Consider the following 19,314-nt stretch of genomic DNA (forward strand, 5'->3'; position numbering starts at 1 on the left):
TATAGGGATAATTTATGTAATTACACCCATATACTATATTATAGAATTGAAAAGGGGGAATACATATTGTTACAAACGCCATTTGGACCTTTATACGTATATAAAAACAAAGAACAAGTAAAATACAATATAAGTGAACTACCATTAAAACCTATAGAAGTTTCCAACTATAAAGTAGACGCAAGATATATGATAGAAATTGATAAATCACAAATAAAAAGTGGAGATATACTTACCTTTATCATTGATACAAACGTAATATCACAATATGATGGAGGAGATTGTTTAGTTGAAGCCATGTTTGAAAGTGATGATTTGTATTTAGCAATAGGAGGATATGATATTAGCGACCATATAGGTCAACAAAACTTTGCTTATTCATTTTCAGTTATAAAAAATGGATTAGAAGCAGAAATTATAGATTTGCAATATATTGATGATTTTAGTGTTGCTATTGCTTGGAGTGATACAAACAAGGAGGATTACTATACGGCAGTGTGGTTTGCAGCAGATCCATATATATAAAATGAAAAAAGGAAGTTTAAAAGAAATATCTTTTAAACTTCTTTTTTTCTGTCACTGATTTTCCTATAATTAATAAATTAATAATATAGCTTAATATTGATGAAAGAGTTTAAGAGAAAATATCATTTTAAGGAAGTGGACAAAATGGAAAGACCTAATAATCAATTTTGTGCTGATGCAGGTGGAAAATACTGTCCATGTCATTTAGCTCACAGCGGGGACTGTATAAAATGTTCTTTAATTAGAGGGGAAAAGACTTGTGAGTGTAAGTGGCAAGGAGTTTGTATTTACAATGAACTTATGCACAACAAAATAGTACCAGTAGAAGAAAGAAAGGATTTACTTTGCAAAGTGATTGAAAGTAAAGAAATAGAAAAAAATATTTACTTTTTAAAGATTAAAATACCTAGTTATTTAACTAGAGATTTAAGTGAACCAGGTGCATATGTTTTTTTGAAGGACAAAGATAGAGAAAGTGGATTTTTCAATGCGCCAATATCTGTAATGGATGTGGATGAAGAAAATAATATACTAGAAGTAGTAGTAGTTCCAAGAGGAATAAAAACAAAGCCTTTAGTAAATTGTGAAGAGATAATTGTAAAGGCTCCTTATTTTAATGGAATTTTTGGACTAAAAGATATCAAATCAAATGCATATAACAAATGTGTGGTAGTTCTAGATGGCTTATCTCAAGTAAATTCCTTAAAAGTTATAAAAAGATTAATTAGAAATAACAATGAAGTGGAAGTATTTATAAATGAAAAAGGCAAAAGACTAGAAATGATGGAAGAAAAAATAGAAGATTTGGGAGCAAATATTCAGCTTTTTAATTTGGAAGACAAAAAAGAAATTCTAATTAATTATATAAGAAATAACAATATAAGTTTTGTTTACAGTTGTGGATTAATATATTTTAATAAGTCTATTTTACAATTAGTAGATAGCATTGATGATAAGATAAAATTTGCAATTCCAAATAATAATTTAATCTGTTGCGGAGAAGGTATATGCGGTGCATGTACTATTAGATTAAATAATTGCAGAATAAAGACATGTAAAGCTCAAATGAATGGACGAGAGTTTTTAAGCAATCTTAAATAAATTGGGGGGATATAAATGGCAAAAGTTGTAGTCATAGGTGGTGGCTGGGCTGGATGCGCTGCTGCAATAAGTGCATCAAAAGCCGGTTCACAAGTAGTAATTTTAGAAAAAACAGATTTATTAATAGGTCTTGGTAACGTGGGCGGAATAATGAGAAATAACGGAAGATACACTGCATGTGAAGAGGCAATGTGTTTAGGTGCAAGTGAATTATTTACGTTAACAGATGAAAATTCAACTCACAAAAATGTGAATTTTCCAGGGCATAATCATGCCACAATATATAATGTTTTAAAAATTGAACCACCAGTTAGAAAACTTATAAAAGATATGGGGATTGAAGTAAGAATAATGAGCAGAGTAGTGGACGTGGATTGTGAAAAAGACATATTAAAAGCAGTTATATTAGAAGATGGAGAGAGGATTAAAGGGGATAGCTTTGTTGATACAACAGGGTCCTCTGGCCCAATGGGTAATTGTTCTAAGTATGGTAATGGATGTGCTATGTGCGTTCTTAGATGTCCTTCTTTTGGAGGAAGGGTAAGTGTAACAGGACGATGTGGAGTAAATGATATGATCGGGGAAAGAGTAAATGGTGATTTTGGAGCATTTAGTGGCTCTATGAAATTATTAAAAGAAAGCTTAAGTGAGGATATACAAAAAGAATTAAATGATAAAGGTTTTGCAGTAATACCACTTCCTAAGGAACTTAGAAACGAAAAGAAACTGGATATTAAAGTTTGTCAGCAATATGCCCTTCATGAATTTGCTGAAAATATTATATTGTTAGATACTGGCCAAGGAGTGTTTACAGTATTGCGACTGTTTATTATATTTAAGTATAGAGTCATTAGACTCTATACTTTTTTTTTACTACCAAAGAAGTCTATTTCTATTTTTGAGTCATCACCATTCCAACGAATTTCCTCTATTAACATATTCATTAGAGTTCTTTGAGTTTGAATATCTTCAATATCATTAAATGATTTCTGGAATCTATTTAAAGTATCAAGTACTAATTCTGTATTTCTATTCTCTGTAGATGTTTCATCTAGTGTACAAGCAACTTCATTTTTTTGTAGTTGTAATTCTTTAATTTCTTTAGATAGATTATTAATTTTTTCAATTAATATATCTGAAATTTCATCATCAAACTTGGCCAGATTTATAGTAAGTTTGTCTAGTTGTTTTTTCTTACTTATTATTTCATTATTAATTCTATCTAATATCTTACTATCATCTTTAATTTCTTCAGTATTACTATTTAAACTTTTGAGTAATTTATTTTTATCAATGTTCATAATATTATCTATAACGGCTTTTTCAAAGTCATCTCCATTGGCAGAAGCGTTGTCACATAAAGCATTTTTAGAATTTATTTTTCTTGTACAAGTATAGTAATGATGGTTTCTACCATAAGCAATTCTCATATTAGACCCACATTTAGCACATTTTACTAATCCAGTAAGAGGACTTTTATTTGATGTACCTAATCTAAAGTTTTTATTTTTATCTTTATTTGCATTTAATAGGTTTTGAACTAATAACCATTTATCAGAAGGTATAACTCCTTTATGTTTACCTACTGCTGCTATCCATTCTGTTTTATCTCTTTTCTTATTGTTATTATCTCTTTTGTTATATGTAAGTAGTCCATATCCATCCTTACTACCAAATACGTTTATACCTATACTTTTTAAATAGCTTAATACATTATCATTGGACTTAACATAAACAGGGTTAGAAAGTATTTTACTTACAGAAGAAGGTGAAAATAATTTACCTTTTTTTCCTACATATCTATTTTGTTGAAGGAAAATAACTACTTGGTGTATAGATCCTAGTTCTAGATATTTTTCATATATCTTTTTTACTAGTTCCATTTCTTCTTTATTTATTATTAATTTAGACATTTTACGTTCTTTCATTTCTTCATCAACGTATATTAGTTGCTCACTATCAAATCCAAGTGGAGTTAATCCACCTAACCAACGACCATGCTTAGCAAGTTCAACCATATTGTCTCTAACACGTTCTGCAATAGTCTCACGTTCTAATTGTGCGAATACACTTGATATGTACATCATAGCACGCCCCATTGGTGTGCTAGTGTCAAATTGTTCCTTAATAGATACAAAAGATATACCTAAGCTATTTAACTCTTCTATAAGATTAGAGAAGTCACTAACGTTTCTTGATATTCTATCTAATCTATAGCAGATAAGACAATCAAACTCTTTTTTTCTAGCATCTTGTAAAAGTTCTTGGAACTTAGGACGGTTAGTATTTTTAGCACTAAAACCTTCATCTTCATATATTTTTACTTCATTGTCACCAGGAAAATGTAATTGTATGTATTCTTTACATAATTGTATTTGATTTTCTACTGAATCCCCTTTACCAGTAAAAACAGATTTTCTTGAGTATATTGCAATTTTCATTTTATAACCACCTTTCAAGATAATTATATCATGTGTAAAATGGAGTTAAAATAAATATATAAAAATAAAAACCACTCTCATGGAAGTGAAAGTGGTTTTTATTTTTATTATTTTGAGTTTTTTAACTTTAAGGTTTCAGCCTTTACTAATCTTTCTTTGAACTTATTTAATTTAGGAGAAATATCTCCTCTTGGAGAAGTTTTTTCTAATAGTGAAAAGTTTTCTATAGCTTTGTTTAATACTCTTATTTCATTATCATAATCTTTAGACTTTCTATAAAGTATAGCCAATCTTTCATAAGGAGAATTGCCATCAAAGTTGTAAGATATAGATTCTTCATAATATTTAATTGCATTAGGTATATCTTTTTCTTTTTCATAAGACATTCCTTTACAATTAGACTGGTAGCCTTTTTCAACAAATTTAAATGTTTTTTCTGCCTGTTCATGAAGACTATTTACGACTTTATATTCATCCTCATCAACCCATATATCAAGTCTTATTTTATTTGGAGGTTTTACTGCATTTACAGTTCCATATATAGAATCAAAATCTTTTAGTTTAGTAGCTAATTCGGAGCTTAAATATCCTAATTCTCCTGATTTAAATTCTTTCATTACAAGACATTCTCCAAATACTTTTATTGCGTTTTTATCATATTGGTTGTCTTTATCTTTTTTCAATATTATTTTTTGATTGGATCCATTAGTAAACTGTTCTACAAATACATCTCTATTATCAAATGATACCCCAACTACTTTTTCATAAGTATAAATTTTATGATATCCATCAGGTGCAATATCATTTACAATAATATCATCATTAACTATTTCTCTACCATTTACAGTCATAGTAATACTAACACCTAAATCATCTAAGTTATTACTTGAGACATTATGAGAAGAATAGTCACTGAAATTTGTGAAAGAGGGTGCTGCTGTATCAGATTTTGAATTAGTGCTATTAGTTTTGTGAATTTGTTCAAAATTAAAACCCAATTTATTTAGTAGTTCAACAGAATGATTGTTTTTAGGTGTAAATCCTTTTTGTATTAAATCCTTTATATAAATCTTGTTATAAAATGCTGGAATTACAAGCCATGCAAATGTTGTTAATAGTGATGATAATTTACCTAATATAAAAATTATAATAAATTGAATGAATCCGTTTTTAAAGTCTCCTCTTGATAGAGGTGTAAAAAACATGAAAAATAAGTTGGTCCAACTATATCCAACTTTGCAATTTTTTATTTTACCATCAGAATTTATAAGTGTTATATAGTTATCTAATGTTTCAATAGTTTCTTGGGAATTACTAAAATTATCATGTTCTAAATCTAAATCATAATCATAGTCATAATCTGTATTAGTAACTTTTTTATTACTAGATTTATTTTTTTTACTACTAGAGTTAGCTAACTGTGTAACACTTACAGTAGTTTTATTATAGACTTTATTATATGCTGCTTTCTTTGGATCCTTTATCCATCCAGTTCCTTTTTGACCGTAACCAGGAATTACTGCTTTTTTTACGGCCCTTTTTGCTTTTCCAGTTGTCCTTGCTTTAAATGATTTTTTAAGACTTGGTTTTCTTACTCCTATTTTCATTTTTTCTCCTTACATATTAAATCAATATTCATTATTATTTTGTATTTATAAATATCTTTTCACAATATCCTCTAACATAGGTTTAATATCCTTTAAATCTTCTATCTCATCAAAATCAAATTTAATAGGACTTTTATCTTCATCAGGTATATGTATTCCTTTTTTACCTTTTTTTGTTAAGAATAATCTGCAAATCCAATTTCTAGAGTCATCTTTGTAATTTATTCCAAAGTAACTTTTAGTACTTTTATATGTAATATCCTCTTTATTTACTACATTCTCTAATATAGATCTTATCATTTCTAATGCTTCTAATTCATCTTCTGTTATAAGTTTAGAAGTTTCTGCCTTTTCAATATTTGATATAGATGTAGTGTCAGTAGTATTTTCACCTAGGGCTATTTGTATTTTTTCATTCATAAAATCGGCAGTAAATTGATTTAAAGCTTTTTTTACTATAGGCCTAAATTTGTCAACGACATTTTTATTTTTCACACCAACATAAAAATCATTTATCATGAATCTTACAAAATCATCACTAGGATTTTTTGATTCTTTTTTCAATCTATCGTTGATACAGTCTATATATTTTAAATTAGAAGCAGTAGAAGAAATTGTTTCTAAATTAAATGTATTTTTAGCAAATTGTTTTAGTTGAATAATTTCATTATCATTTATATTTAACAAATCAATCTCCAAAAATGGTTTTTCATCCATCATATTTGGTTGCTCTAAATCTGTAAAAAACTTATAATTAATTCCATTTGTAAGTATTGCAAATTTGGCTTCAGTAACAGAAAAATATCTCATTAATTGAGTATCATGCTTTTTTAACTTATCACTGACAGGCTTTGCTTCTATAATCATAACAGGTTTATTATTCCTTATTATTGCATAATCTACTTTCTCACCCTTTTTTACTCCTATATCAGCTGTATACTCTGGAACAAACTCCATAGGATTGAATACATCATAGTCTAAAAGTTGAAAGAAGGGCATTACCAAAGCTGTTTTAGTTGATTCTTCTGTTGTAAGTGTGTCCTTTATATCTTCTATTCTATTTATAAACTGATTAATTTTTTCGTTAAAGTCCATCAATGTTCCCCCTTTATTATATTAGTTCAATTTAATTATATAGTTTTATCAACGATATTATCAACAAAATAAGATAAGTAAGATAAAAAAGTACTATAATATTTATATGGTAATATATACCAAAAAATAAAACTTTGCATAATATAATTACTTTGCTATGTCGAAAAAAATAAAAAAATAATGCAAAAAGAAGAATGGTATTATAATATATTAAATCATGTCGCATTTTGTCGTAAATATAACTGTCAGTTATACGATTTTATGATAAAATAATCCAGGAAGTAGAAAGGGAATAATTTCAAAAAATAAGTTGATAATAGAACGGTTGTTCTATATAATGTTCTTATAAGGGGAACAAAAATAAAAACTACGACGTGGGGGTATTAGTAATGACAAAAGAGGAATTATTAAAATTAGGAAATGAAATGGAAATAATTAAAAAAAATAATGAAGATGATTTTAAATTTTTATTAGATAAAATAAAAGAATTAAAAAAGGAATAGATTAATTTATATCTATTCCTTTTTTGGGTTCATTTTTTTTATTAAGTTATTAACTATTTCTCTACTTTCTTCATCTAGAAGTATATATCCTTTTAAGCCTTTAATAATGTCATCAGATAAATTATTCTCTTGTAAAAATTTAATTATCTCTATATCATCTAAAGCTTCTAATATTTCATTATCTATTATATTATTTTCATTATTATCATGTTTCACATCTGTAATACCTAAAAGAAAGTTATAAGAAACATCAAAGTAAGATGATAGTATTTCTAAGAAATCTTTCTTAGGTTCTCTTAAACCATTTTCATATCTTGATAATGTTGATTTAGCAGTCCCTAATTCCTTCGCTAATTGTTCAATTGTCAAACCTTTATCTTTTCTTAATTGCCTTAATCGTTGTTGAAATGTTGCCAATTTTATCACTCCTTTTAAATTCAATTATATCTAAAGTTGCTAAAATTGAAACTTTAGTTCCCAAAAATAGAAAAAAACATTCCGAAAATAGTTGACAAGTTCCTTTTTGGGAATTATTATATAAATATAAAGTTCCCAAAGTGGAATTTGAAAGAAGGTGATAAAATGAATAACAGAAAATTAAAAAGCCTTAGAGTTGAATATGGGTTAACTCAAAAAGATATGGCTAACCTTATAAAAATGCCAGTCTCAACTTATGTAAGAAAAGAATTGGGTAATGCCAGTTTTACAGTCGAGGAAGCTTTTAAAATTTCAAGTGCTTTTAAAATATCAATTGAAGATATTTTTTTTACTCAACAAGTTCCCAAATGGAATACTAATAAGATTATAGCACATCAATATTAAAAAAAATGTAGAAAGAAGGTAAATAAAATGAAAAGTAGTTTGTATCAAAGTTTTCAAGTTACTGAAAGTAACCAAGAAGCAACAATGACAAGTTTAGAAGTAGTTGAGTTGATAAATAAATTCAGATTAGAAGAGGGTAATACATCAGAAAAACAGCACAAAGAGTTTATGAGAAGTATAAGAAATGAAGTTGAAGTCCTTGAAAGGTTTGGAATTTCTAACGAGCGCAATTTTGCGCTGGTTAATTACATAGATGCTAAAGGCGAAAAAAGACCATGCTATCAAATGAATAAAGCTGGAATAATGCAGATGCTTAATAAAGAAAGTGCATTAGTAAGATATAAAACACAACAGTACATAGAAGCACTTGAAAATAAATTGAAGCAACCAGTTAAACCATTAGGAACCATGGATTTATTACGATTACAATTTAAGGCAATCGAAGAGCAGGATCATAAGATAGAAGAAGTAAAAAATGAGTTTGAGGATTTTAAAGGAGATATACCTTTGTTCCAAACAGAATGTAAAGAGTTGCAGAAAGTGGTAAGACAAATAGGTACAAAAGTACTTGGAGGATACAAGTCTCCAGCGTACAACGATAAATCTTTAAGAGCTAAAGTCTATAGTGATATACAAGGACAAATAAAGAGAGAGTTTGAAGTTAGCAGATATGAGTCTATTAAGAGAAAAGAGTTAGAGAGTGCTTTAGAAATAGTTGCTAATTATAAAGTCCCTTACAAACTAGAGCAAGATATAAATCTTAAAAATATGCAGTTACATTTAGTTACTGATAATGTGAGACAAATAAATTTCAAATAAGAGGAGTTTTAAAATGCGAGTTAGTTTAAGAAAAATGAGACAACGAGCAGGATTGACACAAAAGGAGTTAGCAGAAAGGTGTAATGTTACACAAAGTTTTATAAGTCAATTAGAAAACAACTCCTTCAATGTAACTATAAAACAAGTCATAGAATTAGCAAAAGCATTAAGGGTTACACCAATTAGAGTTGCAGAGTATTTTATACACGAAGAATTAAAGCAACAAAGCAATAAAAAAGAATAGGACAAAATTTAAAAAACATAAATACTAATATGGGGGTGAGGTGATGGCAAGAAGAAAGATCACTGTAGTATGTAATTATCCAACACCGGAAAATATGGAACAATTTCAAAATATAATGTGTGATGGCATTGCAAAGGCATTAATAAAAAGCAAGTCACCTGAATATATAAAAGCACTAAAAAGTGCTTTAGAGAAAGAAATAAGAGAAGAGAGCTGCAACTAGCTTTCTTTGAATAATAAAATGTACAAGCTTAAGGGGTGAAATTTATGAATATAAAAGTAAAAGACATAAAAAACATAACTCTAGAAGAGTGTGAGTATTTTGCAAGTTTAGGAATGTATTTAATAGTGAAAGATGGAGTATTAAAGGGGTTTACTAGATAGAAACATATTAAATAAAGGAGGGTTCAAAATGGCAATTGTAAGAGTGATTAAAGACAAAAGTAATCCTTATGTAATGCTTAATAAAACGTGTTTATGTGATGATAAATTATCTTGGAAGGCTAAGGGATTACATTCCTATTTATTAAGTCTTCCAGATGATTGGAAAATATATGTAGAAGACTTGAAAAATAGAAGTAAAGATGGAAGAGAATGTACATCTAATACTATTAAAGAGTTGATTAATGCAGGGTATGTAAAGCGAATTGCAAAGAGAGATAATGAAACAAATAAATTTATTGGTGGATTTGAGTATGAAGTTTATGAGATACCAATAGCTATAGTAGATGATTTGCCGAAAAAGGGAAAAAGCCGAGAATCGGGAAATCCGAAAACCGGGAAACCCGATAATCGAGAAACCCGAGAACCGGAAAACCCGACACTACTAAATAATAAACTTATACTAAATAATAAATTAAAAGTAAGTAAGTATGTAAGTGAAGAAGATAATAATCTTTCTCTTATAAGTACAATCTATAATGACAATATAGGACCTATATATCCAGTTAATAGAGAATGGATTATAGATATATCGGAAAAATTTGAAGTAGATTTATTTAAAAGAGCTATAGAAATTTGTATAGATAAAAGTAATGTAACTCCTGGATATTTAAAAGGTATTCTTAAAAAATGGGATACAGAAGGAATATTAACTTTAGAACAATTAAAAGCTAAGGAAATGGAGTATAAAAATAAAAAAGCTAATAAGAAAAATAAAACCAAAAATAAAGATAACAAACCAAAATTAGAAAATAATGATGATGAAGAGATAGATCCAGAATTATTAGCAGAAATGAAAAAGCAAGAGGAGCTATTAGGATTAAACTAGGGGGAGTGTTAAATGGATAAGGAACTAATGAAAAGAGTAGAAAGAATTATGACTCTTTCTAAAAAAGAAAAAGTTGCAGAGGAATATAACTGTCCTAAGTGTAGGGATTTAGGATATACATTTCAAACAATAAATGGATGTGAAGCAGCAATTAAATGTGAATGTCTAGATAAGAAACAATCCTTAGAAAAATTAGAAAAGTGTGGTCTTTCAGAAGTATTTAAAAAGAAAACTTTTCAAACATACATACCTAGTAGGAAATATCAATTAGAAGCAAAAACAAAGGCAATGAAGTTTTGTAATGAGTTTAAGGAAACAAATGCAAGTTTGTTACTTTGTGGACAACCAGGGGCAGGGAAAACTCATTTAGGTATAGCTACAATGTTAAATCTTATAAATAAAAATGTAGGGTGCAAATATGAAGAATATACTTCAATGCTTATAAATTTAAAACAATCTGTTATGGACGAAGAAAATTATATTAGAGAAGAATCTAAATATACAGAGCCAAGGGTATTGTTCCTTGATGATTTTTTAAAAGGGAATCCAACAGATGCAGATTTGAAGTACATTTACAAAATTATAAATACAAGATATTTGAAATCAATGCCAATAATCATATCAACTGAAAAAAGTATAAATCAAATTATTAGTTGGGATGAAGCAGTAGGAAGTAGAATCGTTGAGATGTGCAAAGGAAATGTAGTTACTTTTGATAGTAACTGTGGTAACTACAGATTGAAAGATATTGTATAGGGGGATTAGTAGTGAAACAGTGTCAACATTTTCAAGATTTGTCAAAAGCAAGGATGAAAGAAATTGACGAGATAAGAGCTGCAGGAGGACAAACGGAGCTAGAAAAGTGGTGGAAATCACTTGATGACTATACTCAAAAACCTAAGAAAAAATATGAGTATGTACTTTGGAAAGATGAAGATATAGCTTATATGGTCCAAAGAAGACCTCATATTACTTTTAAAGTTATATCAGAATACTTAGGCAAGTCTATAGTAGCATGCAACAGGAAATATAGAAAAGTAGAAGAGCAGGGTAAGTTGGAATACTATATGAACTTTAAATTAGAAAGTTTGAGTAGGTGATATTTATGAAGTATGTAAATTTATATAAAAAACATCATATGCAAAGATACAAAGATAAAAATGATAACAAAGTAGAAAATAGCATAAGTGAGATTATAACACCTTCTGGAACATATTCAAAGGAGAAGTGGATTAAGTTAGTTTATGAATCTATGAAAGAGCAAAATGAGGGCTATATATTCGAAATGTTAATAGAATATGTAAAAAAAGAATGCGCATGGATAAATACAGATGATGATGCAATTAACTTAGCGCTAGAGTTGTATAGTAATAGGGTTTTTGAAAATTCAAAGTGGATAGGATTTAATGAATTCAATATGAAATTGAAAAATTGCAATAAAATAGGACAACTAAGTTTTTTATAAGGGAGAGATAAAATGAATCAAGTAGTATTAGTTGGAAGAACAACAAAGGATGCAGAATTAAGATATATACCAGGAAGTGGAACTCCGGTTGCTAATTTTACAATAGCAATAGATAGAGACTTTATAAAAAAAGATGGAAGTAAAGATACTGATTTTATTCCAGTGGAAGTCATGGGAAAGGTTGCTGATTTTGTTGCTAATTATGTGACAAAAGGAAGGTTAGTAGCAGTACAAGGAACTATTAGAGTTGATAGATATATGAAAGATGATGCGAATAGAACCTTTACAAAGGTTGCTGCTAAAAGTGTAAAGGTTCTGGACAGTAATAAAAAGTCAAATGAACCTCCAAAAGGATTAGATCCTAATGGGTTTCAAGCAATAGATGATGATGAGATACCATTTTAGGATATGAAATATAATTTTTATTTAATGGAGGACATATGCACGATAGAGAAAAATTAGAAAATCTAAATAAGATGTTGACTACGTTGATAAGCACTTGTGAAAGTGAAATATTAATAACCACTAGAATGTTAATTGATGCAAGGAGTAACAATCAAATAAATAGACTTGTATTAGAAAAAGCCTTTTGGGAAGGTAAGTTAGAAGTTGCTAAATATGCAAAATTGTTTAGTGAATAAAATAATTCTTTTAAATAGATGGGAGTAAGACAATGAGGATAAATGAAAATTGGAATGGAAATTATGTTAAGGGAAAAAACTGGAACTGGGATAAGAAAAAGAAAAAAGCAAAAGTAAGTCAAGATGGTGTTACAACATACAAATTAAATAAAAAAGAACTTGATGAGTATCTGGCAAGTTTAAAACACAAAGAAATTAAAATTGTGAAGTCATCAGATTTGTAAAATGGAGCAGATATGGATTTAATTTTGATAGTGATAATATTTGATATAGGATTTGTTATTGGTAGTTGGTGGAGCACAAGTGAGCAGGAGGAAGTACATGAAAAATAAAACAATAATAGCAGTAAAAGATTTAGCTAAAGAGTATATAAAACAAGGATACTCATACATAGATGCAGTGAAAAAAGCAGAAGTTGAAGTAAGAAAAAAGGAAGATGCTAAATATGGAATATTTAATTAAACACTTGGATCATACAGATAGGAGAATAAAAAAGATAGCAATTCATTATGGTTATGATGTGGAATCAATAAAGTTAGTAGAAGAAATGTCAGAACTAACTCAAGCTATTTGCAAACATAGAGAATCAAAAGACAAGGCTAAAACTCTTAACAATATAAAAGGTGAAATGGCGGATGTTTATGTGGTCCTGGAGCAAATGAAGTATTTATTAAATATTTCAGATGAAGATATAGAGGAACTTAAAGAATTTAAAATCAATAGACAACTAATTAGAATGAAGACAGAGGGGAAAAAATGAATATAGTACAAAAGCTAGAAATGAAAATTGATAGAATTTGTGAAATGAAAGATGAAATAGATACGATAAAAGAAAATATAGAATTAGAAAAAGTCAATATAATCAAAGAGATGACTGATATGCAAGTTGACAGGTTAGAGACGTTAAATGGTGTAGCACTTGTAATGGACTATGAAAGAGGCACACTTAATAGTGAGCTAGTAGAAAACGGATTACATAAAGCAACAAGAGGTACAGACGTATCTGTAGATGATTGTAGAGCTTATACACATTTAAACTATCTGTTAATCAAAAGGAAAAATAGCTAATATAAAACAGAAGGGGAAAATATAATGAGAAAAATAAAAGACGGTAATGTTATATATCTTGTAGCAAAAGATGAAAATACAATGGATTTGAGATGTAGTGACTGTGGAGTTGTTAAAAATGAACTAGACATCACAGTAGAAGTGGATAATGCAACTAATAGAAAAGTGTATAAGTGTGAATGTGGCTGTAAAACATTTACACCACAAATAGATTTAGAAGAATACTATATATAATTCATCAGGGGGAATGGACATGACTAAAAAAGATTTAGAACAATTTTTATCTATTAAATGCGAAATAAAGCAATTAAATGAACACAAAGAATTACTTGAAGAGCAAAAAACAAGTATTAAGTCCCAGATAATAACTGATCTACCAAAAGGTGGAGGAACGGCAAAGTTATTAGAGGATCTAATGGTTGAAATTGAGGATGTTATAGTTGATATAGCTAAAAAAAGTGTTGATTTAGCAACTCAATTGTTAAATATTGAAAACAGTATAGAAAACTTAAATTCTAATGAACGAAGATTAATTAGATATAAATATATGAAAGGCATGCCATATAGCAAAATTGAAGGTAGAATGAGTTACAGTATAAGACATTTAAAAAGAATGCATGCTGAAATTTTAGAAAAAATAGAATAGAAAACAAGGTAGATACGTAGAAATACGTATCTATTTTTAATTCATAAAAAACGTGTCACCTTATGTCACCCCAAAAGGTGTTAGTATGATATTGTAAGTATTTTAGCTGGTGCTTGCTAATGAAATTGTTTCTTTTTGGAAGATACTATTTCAACTCCTTAAAATAGATTTTTTATAATAGAATGAATAGGTGCTGGTTACACCTATTCAATATGTTAGTTGCAGGAGCATAAACTTGTATGTAGGGATGACAAATAAGTTTAGCCAAGTTCAATTCTTGGGATTAGCACGAAAACAATAGTGATTATACATAGTAAGGTTTAATTTTTTTAATCGTCATAGTTCATTAAATACTTAGAGAGATAAAAATGGCTTCTCTCTAATGTGTTGGTTGCAGGTAGCATAAGCAAATAGGTACGAGGCGCGCAGTATTGAAAGTTTATTCAAGTTCGATTCTTGAGACTGACCAGCTAAAATATAAGCTGGAATATAACCGGTATATTTAAAATGTATTATTTGTAACTATTGACATTACAACAAGAATAAATATTGACGTAAACACCACATTTATAGAGGAGTTGCTCCTCTATAATATGAGACTAATGGTACACAATTCCCCAAAGTGGTTGGTTCAATTCCAACAAGTCTCACCAAAATAATGAAATATAAACCCCTTTCAATTGGATGTACAAATGTGCATCCTTTTTTATTTTAATTAAATAAGGATGTGAATCTATGAAAAAATGGATAGATGCAAATTTAATTGCAGAACAGGAAGCAGAGGTACAAAAAGATAAGTGGGAGTTTGAAAGGTTAATGAAAGAAAAACCTAACTTTGATAAAACAAAAGATAGGGTTAAGAAAAGAAAGAATTTAAAAAAATTAAATAATAAATTAAGGTAGATTAGCATTTAGTTGCTAAATATATTTTTATGTATAGGAGGTGTTTAAATGAATTTTGTTGAGCCAATTCGAGACTTAGATGTATTGGAGAATATGTGCTCATACTTAAAAAAGACTAGTGAAAGAGATCATATTCTATTTATGATGGGAATATATACAGGTCTTAGGATATCAGATATATTGAAACTTAGAATATATAATTTAGTTGATATTAAAAAAAATAAAAATGGCAAGGATGAAAAAATTGTAAAGAGACAAATAGTACTTAGAGAAAAGAAAACTGGAAAACAAAAGTTTATAGAAATTAATCCTATACTTAAAAATGCTATTAAAGAATATGTTAAGGACAAAGATCCAGATGATTTTTTAATTAAATCTCAAAAAAATTATAATAGACCCATATCTAGAGAAAGAGCATATATAATCTTAAAAGATTTGGGAGAAATGTTTGATGTTCCATATCTAGGGACTCATAGTATGAGAAAGACATGGGGGTATCATTATTATAAGCAGACAAAAGATATTGCATTACTACAGAAGATATTTAATCATTCAAGTCCTGCAGTAACATTACATTATATCGGAATTGACCAGGATAGAATGAATAAAGCTTATAAAAACTTTAAATATTTTTAAATTTTATTTATGTAAAACGTAACATAAAAAGGATATGTTATGTTTATAAAAATTTTGATGGAAAATAGTGATATTAGAAGTATTGCAATTACTAAAGCATAAGCTAATTAAAATTATAGTTAAAAAAATACAACACACTATTAGATATGTGACTTTTTATACACTAAAAACAAGTAAAATCTAACTAAAGTAGAGAGGTGAAACCATGGCAAGGTCCAAGTGGGAGACAAATGTAAAAGACAAATTAGTACTTGTTGAAGGTTGGGCAAGAAATGGTCTAACTGAACAACAAATAGCTAAAAATTTAGGCATAGCTTATTCGACTTTTAAAGAGTATAAGAAAAAGTATCCGGCCTTATCGGCTGTTCTAAAAAAGGGCAAAGATGTAATAGACTTTGAGGTTGAAAGTGCGCTTATTAAAAGGGCTCTAGGCTATGAGTATGAAGAAGAAATAAAAGAAATTGTAGTCAATGAAGAGACAGGTGTGGCCGAATTAAGGGTAGTTAAAACTGTAAAGAAAAAGATAGCACCAGATGTAACAGCACAAATATTTTGGTTGAAAAATAGAAAACCAGAAGAGTGGAAGAATGATCCTCATAAAGTGAAGATAGACTTGGAACTTTTGAAACTCAGACAGAAAGAATTAGAATTGAAGGGGTGGTAATATGTGGACTACATCAAAACAATTTTACAATTCTAAAGAGTGGAAGAATTTTAGACAAACTATTATTCTTCAAAGAATGGAAGATGAAGGTATTCCATGTGAAGACTGTGGAAAGATTATTAAAGGATTAGGTGATATACAAGTACATCATATTATAGAACTTAATAAGAATAACCTAAATGATTATAATATATCTTTAAATCCTGATAATGTTAAGATACTTTGTCAGAAGTGTCATAATGATACACATGGTAGATTCAGTAAGGAGAAGATAGTAAAAGAACGTGGCATATATATTGTTTATGGTCCACCTTGTTCAGGAAAGACTACTTATGTTTTACAGAATAAAAAGGATGAAGATATAGTTATAGATATGGATAGACTATATGAGGCTATAACCTTATTACCTAGATATAATAAGCCAGATAAGTTAAAGTACAATGTATTTGCTATTAGGAATATATTAATAGATAACATTAAAGTAAGGTATGGAAACTTTAATAGTGCATGGATTGTTGGTGGATATCCAAAGAAATATGATAGAGAAAAGTTAGCCAAAGATTTAGGTGCTGAATTAATATACATGGATACTACTAAGGTGGAGTGCATTGAGAGATTAAAACATTGTAATGATTATAGACAAAATAATATAAATGAATGGATTAATTATATTAATAATTGGTTTGATAATTTTGTTGAATAATCCCCCCCTGTTAACAAAAAAACAGGGTTCCCCAAAGACCGTAGCCCCCAAGAGAAAAAATACACAGACCAAAATTTTGACTTTTTCCTTGAGACTTTTTCAGAAAAATAAAAAGTGGGTGAGATTATTGAAGATTGAAAAAGAATATCAGAAAATTAAAGATTTATTTAATGATATTGATGATAAGCAGCTTAGTTTATTAGATGGTGCATTTTTAGAATGTGCTAGATTAAAAGTTGAATTAGATGATTTACATAAGATAATATCTAAAACTGGATTAGTAAAAGTTCATCCAGATAATTTTGAAATGCAAAAAGAATTACCAGTATCAAAGTTAATAGTAAAGACCAGAGCTAACTATCTTAATTATATAGCTAAACTATCTAATATCTTAGGTAGAAATATAGATGATGATGACTTTGATGACTTAGAGGATTTTGAGTAGTATGAGCAATATAGTTGAATATTACAATAAGATTAAAAATAATGAAATTATTGTTGGCCATGAAATGAGACTTCAACTAGAACAGGTATATTTGGAGGTAACAGATCCTATATATCAAAACTTACATAAGATAAAGTTTTCTATAGAAGAGTCAAATAAAAGAATTAAATTTATTGAAACAAAATGTAAACATTATGAAGCACCTCACGCTGGTAAGCCATTCATACTTGAAATATGGCAAAAGGCTTTTATAGAGGCTATATTTGCCATTCAAATGTATGATGAAGAACTTGATAGATATGTAAGAAAGTACCAGGAGGTACTTTTTTTAGTTGGAAGAAAAAATGGTAAAACACCACTTATAGGAGCTATATGTCTTAGTGAATGGTTTTGTGGTGAGATGGGTAAAAAAATTCTTTGTGCTAGTAATGATTATGAACAGGCTGATTTAATGTTCCAAGCTATTAATAGTATGAGGGAAGAAAGCCCTAGTCTTGAAAAAGTCACTAGAAAGAATTTGAAAGGAATTTACTTTGGGAATACAAAGCAAAAGAGGAAAAAAGGTAAATTTAGTTATCAAAATAAAGGTAGTATAAGAAAACTATCTGCGAAAACTGGAGCTAAGGAAGGTAGGAATATAGGTGTAGGAGCAGTAGATGAAGTATTTGAGATGAAGGATGATTCTACGGTAATGCCTATAAGACAAGCACTATCTACTCAAGATGAACCTCTTTACTTTGAATTAACTACAGAAGGTTTTACTCAAGATGGTTACTTGGATAGAAGGTTAGATGATGCTAGAAAAGTTCTTAATAAAGAGCTAGAAAGACCTAGATGGCTTATATGGCTATACACTCAAGATAGTGAGTTAGAAGTATGGCAAGATGAAAAGACATGGGTAAAGAGTAATCCTGGTCTTGGAAGAATAAAAAAATGGTCTTTCCTTAGAAATATGATAGAAGAATCTAAAACTAGTTCTAGTAAAAGAGCCTTTGTATTAGCTAAAGACTTTAACATTAAGCAGAATAATGCTCAAGCATGGCTACAAGAAAAGGATATAGCTAATGATTTGACTTATGATATTGAAGACTTGAGAGGAAGTATAGGACTAGGAGCTACAGACTTATCTGAAACTACTGACTTATCATCTGCTAGAGTTTTAATCATGAAACCTAATAATAATATTAAGTATTTTATACAAATGTACTTTATACCAGAAAGTAAGGTTGAAGAAGGAAGCAAGCAGGACCAAAAGAATTATTTAGAATGGGCAAAACAAGGATATGTTCATATATGTAAAGGTAATGAGGTTGATTATTCAGATATAGTTGCTTGGTATGTATCTTTATATAAAAAATATGGGATTAGGGTTTATAAAACTGGATATGATAGATGGAATGCAAAATCATTTGTTAAAGAAATGGATGATTACGGCTTTGATTTAGAAAAAATACCTCAAGATATTAATAATATGAGTAACCCAATGAAGCTTTTGGAAGCAGATCTAAAGAGTAACCTAGTAAATTATAATCAAAATCCTATTGATATTTGGTGTTTGTCAAACACATCTGTAAAAACAGATAACTTAGGAAGAATAATGCCTATAAAAGTTCAAGATATGAAAAATAGGAGAATAGATGGAGCTGTAACAATGATTATTGCTTATGCTACATTCGATAGATTCAGAAAAGAATATTTAGAGATTGTGAGGTGATA

General features: G+C 28.7%; 29 protein-coding genes. 25 read left to right on the forward strand and 4 right to left on the reverse strand.

Features of this window, described 5'->3' with window-relative positions; all coding sequences use genetic code 11:
* Positions 1 to 66: 66 nt before the first annotated feature.
* The 3 genes from JW646_RS17095 (at position 67) to JW646_RS17105 (ending at position 2,583) form a co-directional block, all read left to right on the forward strand.
* Entirely contained in the window at positions 67 to 525 is a 459-nt protein-coding gene (locus JW646_RS17095; protein ID WP_206923657.1) for a hypothetical protein, read from the forward strand.
* 144 nt (positions 526 to 669) lie between these two features.
* Positions 670 to 1,626 carry a sulfide/dihydroorotate dehydrogenase-like FAD/NAD-binding protein gene (locus tag JW646_RS17100; protein WP_074916256.1) on the forward strand — a complete coding sequence of 319 codons (957 nt, stop codon included), beginning with the start codon at positions 670 to 672 and terminating at the stop codon, positions 1,624 to 1,626.
* A gap of 15 nt (positions 1,627 to 1,641) precedes the next feature.
* Positions 1,642 to 2,583 carry an FAD-dependent oxidoreductase gene (locus tag JW646_RS17105; protein ID WP_331478034.1) on the forward strand — a complete coding sequence of 314 codons (942 nt, stop codon included), beginning with the start codon at positions 1,642 to 1,644 and terminating at the stop codon, positions 2,581 to 2,583.
* On the opposite strand, the gene JW646_RS17110 is transcribed toward JW646_RS17105, so the two are convergent.
* The 4 genes from JW646_RS17110 to JW646_RS17125 all read right to left on the reverse strand — a co-directional run bounded on the left by JW646_RS17110 (position 2,484) and on the right by JW646_RS17125 (position 7,689).
* Positions 2,484 to 4,067 carry a recombinase family protein gene (locus JW646_RS17110; protein ID WP_228415776.1) on the reverse strand — a complete coding sequence of 528 codons (1,584 nt, stop codon included), beginning with the start codon at positions 4,065 to 4,067 and terminating at the stop codon, positions 2,484 to 2,486. The genes JW646_RS17105 and JW646_RS17110 overlap by 100 nt on opposite strands.
* A 107-nt stretch (positions 4,068 to 4,174) precedes the next feature.
* The gene (locus JW646_RS17115; RefSeq protein WP_228417408.1) at positions 4,175 to 5,674 is read right to left on the reverse strand and encodes an HIRAN domain-containing protein; all 1,500 of its coding nucleotides are present in this window, start codon (positions 5,672 to 5,674) and stop codon (positions 4,175 to 4,177) included.
* Between the two features lie 45 nt (positions 5,675 to 5,719).
* Positions 5,720 to 6,769 carry a type I restriction endonuclease gene (locus JW646_RS17120; RefSeq protein WP_228415777.1) on the reverse strand — a complete coding sequence of 350 codons (1,050 nt, stop codon included), beginning with the start codon at positions 6,767 to 6,769 and terminating at the stop codon, positions 5,720 to 5,722.
* Positions 6,770 to 7,284: 515 nt separating this feature from the next.
* The gene (locus tag JW646_RS17125) at positions 7,285 to 7,689 is read right to left on the reverse strand and encodes a helix-turn-helix domain-containing protein (protein ID WP_228415778.1); all 405 of its coding nucleotides are present in this window, start codon (positions 7,687 to 7,689) and stop codon (positions 7,285 to 7,287) included.
* 165 nt (positions 7,690 to 7,854) lie between these two features.
* Here JW646_RS17125 and JW646_RS17130 point away from each other — a divergent pair, with 165 nt between their 5' ends.
* The 22 genes from JW646_RS17130 to JW646_RS17235 all read left to right on the forward strand — a co-directional run bounded on the left by JW646_RS17130 (position 7,855) and on the right by JW646_RS17235 (position 19,312).
* The gene (locus tag JW646_RS17130; protein ID WP_228415779.1) at positions 7,855 to 8,094 is read left to right on the forward strand and encodes a helix-turn-helix transcriptional regulator; all 240 of its coding nucleotides are present in this window, start codon (positions 7,855 to 7,857) and stop codon (positions 8,092 to 8,094) included.
* Positions 8,095 to 8,121: 27 nt separating this feature from the next.
* Positions 8,122 to 8,913, forward strand: coding sequence for an ORF6C domain-containing protein (locus tag JW646_RS17135; RefSeq protein WP_228415780.1), 792 nt, complete (start codon positions 8,122 to 8,124; stop codon positions 8,911 to 8,913).
* A 13-nt stretch (positions 8,914 to 8,926) separates the two neighbouring features.
* Positions 8,927 to 9,157 carry a helix-turn-helix domain-containing protein gene (locus JW646_RS17140; RefSeq protein WP_228415781.1) on the forward strand — a complete coding sequence of 77 codons (231 nt, stop codon included), beginning with the start codon at positions 8,927 to 8,929 and terminating at the stop codon, positions 9,155 to 9,157.
* Positions 9,158 to 9,200: 43 nt separating this feature from the next.
* Entirely contained in the window at positions 9,201 to 9,380 is a 180-nt protein-coding gene (locus JW646_RS17145) for a hypothetical protein (RefSeq protein ID WP_228415782.1), read from the forward strand.
* Between the two features lie 189 nt (positions 9,381 to 9,569).
* Positions 9,570 to 10,427 (forward strand): DnaD domain protein, encoded by an 858-nt coding sequence (locus JW646_RS17150; protein ID WP_228415783.1) that lies wholly within the window; start codon positions 9,570 to 9,572, stop codon positions 10,425 to 10,427.
* Between the two features lie 12 nt (positions 10,428 to 10,439).
* Positions 10,440 to 11,183 (forward strand): ATP-binding protein, encoded by a 744-nt coding sequence (locus tag JW646_RS17155; protein WP_228415784.1) that lies wholly within the window; start codon positions 10,440 to 10,442, stop codon positions 11,181 to 11,183.
* Between the two features lie 11 nt (positions 11,184 to 11,194).
* Positions 11,195 to 11,527, forward strand: a complete 333-nt coding sequence (locus JW646_RS17160) for a helix-turn-helix domain-containing protein (RefSeq protein WP_228415785.1) — start codon at positions 11,195 to 11,197, stop codon at positions 11,525 to 11,527.
* A 5-nt stretch (positions 11,528 to 11,532) separates the two neighbouring features.
* The gene (locus tag JW646_RS17165) at positions 11,533 to 11,892 is read left to right on the forward strand and encodes a hypothetical protein (protein ID WP_228415786.1); all 360 of its coding nucleotides are present in this window, start codon (positions 11,533 to 11,535) and stop codon (positions 11,890 to 11,892) included.
* 12 nt (positions 11,893 to 11,904) lie between these two features.
* Entirely contained in the window at positions 11,905 to 12,297 is a 393-nt protein-coding gene (locus JW646_RS17170) for a single-stranded DNA-binding protein (protein ID WP_228415787.1), read from the forward strand.
* Between the two features lie 35 nt (positions 12,298 to 12,332).
* Positions 12,333 to 12,533, forward strand: a complete 201-nt coding sequence (locus tag JW646_RS17175; protein WP_228415788.1) for a hypothetical protein — start codon at positions 12,333 to 12,335, stop codon at positions 12,531 to 12,533.
* A gap of 32 nt (positions 12,534 to 12,565) precedes the next feature.
* Positions 12,566 to 12,757 carry a hypothetical protein gene (locus tag JW646_RS17180; protein ID WP_228415789.1) on the forward strand — a complete coding sequence of 64 codons (192 nt, stop codon included), beginning with the start codon at positions 12,566 to 12,568 and terminating at the stop codon, positions 12,755 to 12,757.
* Positions 12,758 to 12,854: 97 nt separating this feature from the next.
* Complete coding sequence (locus JW646_RS17185) at positions 12,855 to 12,995, forward strand: hypothetical protein (RefSeq protein ID WP_228415790.1); 141 nt, start codon at positions 12,855 to 12,857, stop codon at positions 12,993 to 12,995.
* Positions 12,979 to 13,293 carry a nucleoside triphosphate pyrophosphohydrolase family protein gene (locus JW646_RS17190; RefSeq protein ID WP_228415791.1) on the forward strand — a complete coding sequence of 105 codons (315 nt, stop codon included), beginning with the start codon at positions 12,979 to 12,981 and terminating at the stop codon, positions 13,291 to 13,293. The genes JW646_RS17185 and JW646_RS17190 overlap by 17 nt, the downstream gene beginning before the upstream one ends.
* Entirely contained in the window at positions 13,290 to 13,601 is a 312-nt protein-coding gene (locus JW646_RS17195; RefSeq protein ID WP_228415792.1) for a hypothetical protein, read from the forward strand. The genes JW646_RS17190 and JW646_RS17195 overlap by 4 nt, the downstream gene beginning before the upstream one ends.
* A 24-nt stretch (positions 13,602 to 13,625) precedes the next feature.
* Entirely contained in the window at positions 13,626 to 13,835 is a 210-nt protein-coding gene (locus JW646_RS17200; protein WP_228415793.1) for a hypothetical protein, read from the forward strand.
* Positions 13,836 to 13,854: 19 nt separating this feature from the next.
* Entirely contained in the window at positions 13,855 to 14,247 is a 393-nt protein-coding gene (locus JW646_RS17205; RefSeq protein ID WP_228415794.1) for a sigma-70 family RNA polymerase sigma factor, read from the forward strand.
* A 735-nt stretch (positions 14,248 to 14,982) separates the two neighbouring features.
* Entirely contained in the window at positions 14,983 to 15,150 is a 168-nt protein-coding gene (locus JW646_RS17210) for a hypothetical protein (protein WP_228415795.1), read from the forward strand.
* A gap of 48 nt (positions 15,151 to 15,198) precedes the next feature.
* Positions 15,199 to 15,786, forward strand: a complete 588-nt coding sequence (locus JW646_RS17215; RefSeq protein ID WP_228415796.1) for a site-specific integrase — start codon at positions 15,199 to 15,201, stop codon at positions 15,784 to 15,786.
* A 205-nt stretch (positions 15,787 to 15,991) separates the two neighbouring features.
* Positions 15,992 to 16,450, forward strand: a complete 459-nt coding sequence (locus JW646_RS17220; protein ID WP_228415797.1) for a transposase — start codon at positions 15,992 to 15,994, stop codon at positions 16,448 to 16,450.
* Between the two features lies 1 nt (position 16,451).
* Entirely contained in the window at positions 16,452 to 17,153 is a 702-nt protein-coding gene (locus tag JW646_RS17225) for an HNH endonuclease signature motif containing protein (protein ID WP_228415798.1), read from the forward strand.
* Positions 17,154 to 17,280: 127 nt separating this feature from the next.
* Positions 17,281 to 17,598, forward strand: coding sequence for a hypothetical protein (locus JW646_RS17230; RefSeq protein WP_331478035.1), 318 nt, complete (start codon positions 17,281 to 17,283; stop codon positions 17,596 to 17,598).
* 1 nt (position 17,599) lies between these two features.
* Entirely contained in the window at positions 17,600 to 19,312 is a 1,713-nt protein-coding gene (locus JW646_RS17235; protein ID WP_228415799.1) for a terminase large subunit, read from the forward strand.
* Positions 19,313 to 19,314 lie beyond the last annotated feature (2 nt).

Source organism: Terrisporobacter hibernicus, assembly GCF_020809405.1.
Lineage (GTDB): Bacteria > Bacillota > Clostridia > Peptostreptococcales > Peptostreptococcaceae > Terrisporobacter > Terrisporobacter petrolearius.

What these genes read in the sequence shown, in the direction of transcription:
- JW646_RS17170 (WP_228415787.1), top strand. Translation starts at nt 11,905, where the DNA reads ATGAATCAAGTAGTATTAGTTGGAAGAACAACAAAGGATGCAGAATTA.
- JW646_RS17115 (WP_228417408.1), bottom strand. Translation starts at nt 5,674, where the DNA reads ATGAAAATAGGAGTAAGAAAACCAAGTCTTAAAAAATCATTTAAAGCA.
- JW646_RS17215 (WP_228415796.1), top strand. Translation starts at nt 15,199, where the DNA reads ATGAATTTTGTTGAGCCAATTCGAGACTTAGATGTATTGGAGAATATG.
- JW646_RS17165 (WP_228415786.1), top strand. Translation starts at nt 11,533, where the DNA reads ATGAAGTATGTAAATTTATATAAAAAACATCATATGCAAAGATACAAA.
- JW646_RS17120 (WP_228415777.1), bottom strand. Translation starts at nt 6,769, where the DNA reads ATGGACTTTAACGAAAAAATTAATCAGTTTATAAATAGAATAGAAGAT.
- JW646_RS17150 (WP_228415783.1), top strand. Translation starts at nt 9,570, where the DNA reads ATGGCAATTGTAAGAGTGATTAAAGACAAAAGTAATCCTTATGTAATG.
- JW646_RS17185 (WP_228415790.1), top strand. Translation starts at nt 12,855, where the DNA reads ATGAAAAATAAAACAATAATAGCAGTAAAAGATTTAGCTAAAGAGTAT.
- JW646_RS17200 (WP_228415793.1), top strand. Translation starts at nt 13,626, where the DNA reads ATGAGAAAAATAAAAGACGGTAATGTTATATATCTTGTAGCAAAAGAT.
- JW646_RS17105 (WP_331478034.1), top strand. Translation starts at nt 1,642, where the DNA reads ATGGCAAAAGTTGTAGTCATAGGTGGTGGCTGGGCTGGATGCGCTGCT.
- JW646_RS17155 (WP_228415784.1), top strand. Translation starts at nt 10,440, where the DNA reads ATGGATAAGGAACTAATGAAAAGAGTAGAAAGAATTATGACTCTTTCT.
- JW646_RS17135 (WP_228415780.1), top strand. Translation starts at nt 8,122, where the DNA reads ATGAAAAGTAGTTTGTATCAAAGTTTTCAAGTTACTGAAAGTAACCAA.
- JW646_RS17145 (WP_228415782.1), top strand. Translation starts at nt 9,201, where the DNA reads ATGGCAAGAAGAAAGATCACTGTAGTATGTAATTATCCAACACCGGAA.
- JW646_RS17130 (WP_228415779.1), top strand. Translation starts at nt 7,855, where the DNA reads ATGAATAACAGAAAATTAAAAAGCCTTAGAGTTGAATATGGGTTAACT.
- JW646_RS17140 (WP_228415781.1), top strand. Translation starts at nt 8,927, where the DNA reads ATGCGAGTTAGTTTAAGAAAAATGAGACAACGAGCAGGATTGACACAA.
- JW646_RS17225 (WP_228415798.1), top strand. Translation starts at nt 16,452, where the DNA reads ATGTGGACTACATCAAAACAATTTTACAATTCTAAAGAGTGGAAGAAT.
- JW646_RS17195 (WP_228415792.1), top strand. Translation starts at nt 13,290, where the DNA reads ATGAATATAGTACAAAAGCTAGAAATGAAAATTGATAGAATTTGTGAA.
- JW646_RS17210 (WP_228415795.1), top strand. Translation starts at nt 14,983, where the DNA reads ATGAAAAAATGGATAGATGCAAATTTAATTGCAGAACAGGAAGCAGAG.
- JW646_RS17235 (WP_228415799.1), top strand. Translation starts at nt 17,600, where the DNA reads ATGAGCAATATAGTTGAATATTACAATAAGATTAAAAATAATGAAATT.
- JW646_RS17220 (WP_228415797.1), top strand. Translation starts at nt 15,992, where the DNA reads ATGGCAAGGTCCAAGTGGGAGACAAATGTAAAAGACAAATTAGTACTT.
- JW646_RS17100 (WP_074916256.1), top strand. Translation starts at nt 670, where the DNA reads ATGGAAAGACCTAATAATCAATTTTGTGCTGATGCAGGTGGAAAATAC.
- JW646_RS17110 (WP_228415776.1), bottom strand. Translation starts at nt 4,067, where the DNA reads ATGAAAATTGCAATATACTCAAGAAAATCTGTTTTTACTGGTAAAGGG.
- JW646_RS17205 (WP_228415794.1), top strand. Translation starts at nt 13,855, where the DNA reads ATGACTAAAAAAGATTTAGAACAATTTTTATCTATTAAATGCGAAATA.
- JW646_RS17175 (WP_228415788.1), top strand. Translation starts at nt 12,333, where the DNA reads ATGCACGATAGAGAAAAATTAGAAAATCTAAATAAGATGTTGACTACG.
- JW646_RS17180 (WP_228415789.1), top strand. Translation starts at nt 12,566, where the DNA reads ATGAGGATAAATGAAAATTGGAATGGAAATTATGTTAAGGGAAAAAAC.
- JW646_RS17190 (WP_228415791.1), top strand. Translation starts at nt 12,979, where the DNA reads ATGGAATATTTAATTAAACACTTGGATCATACAGATAGGAGAATAAAA.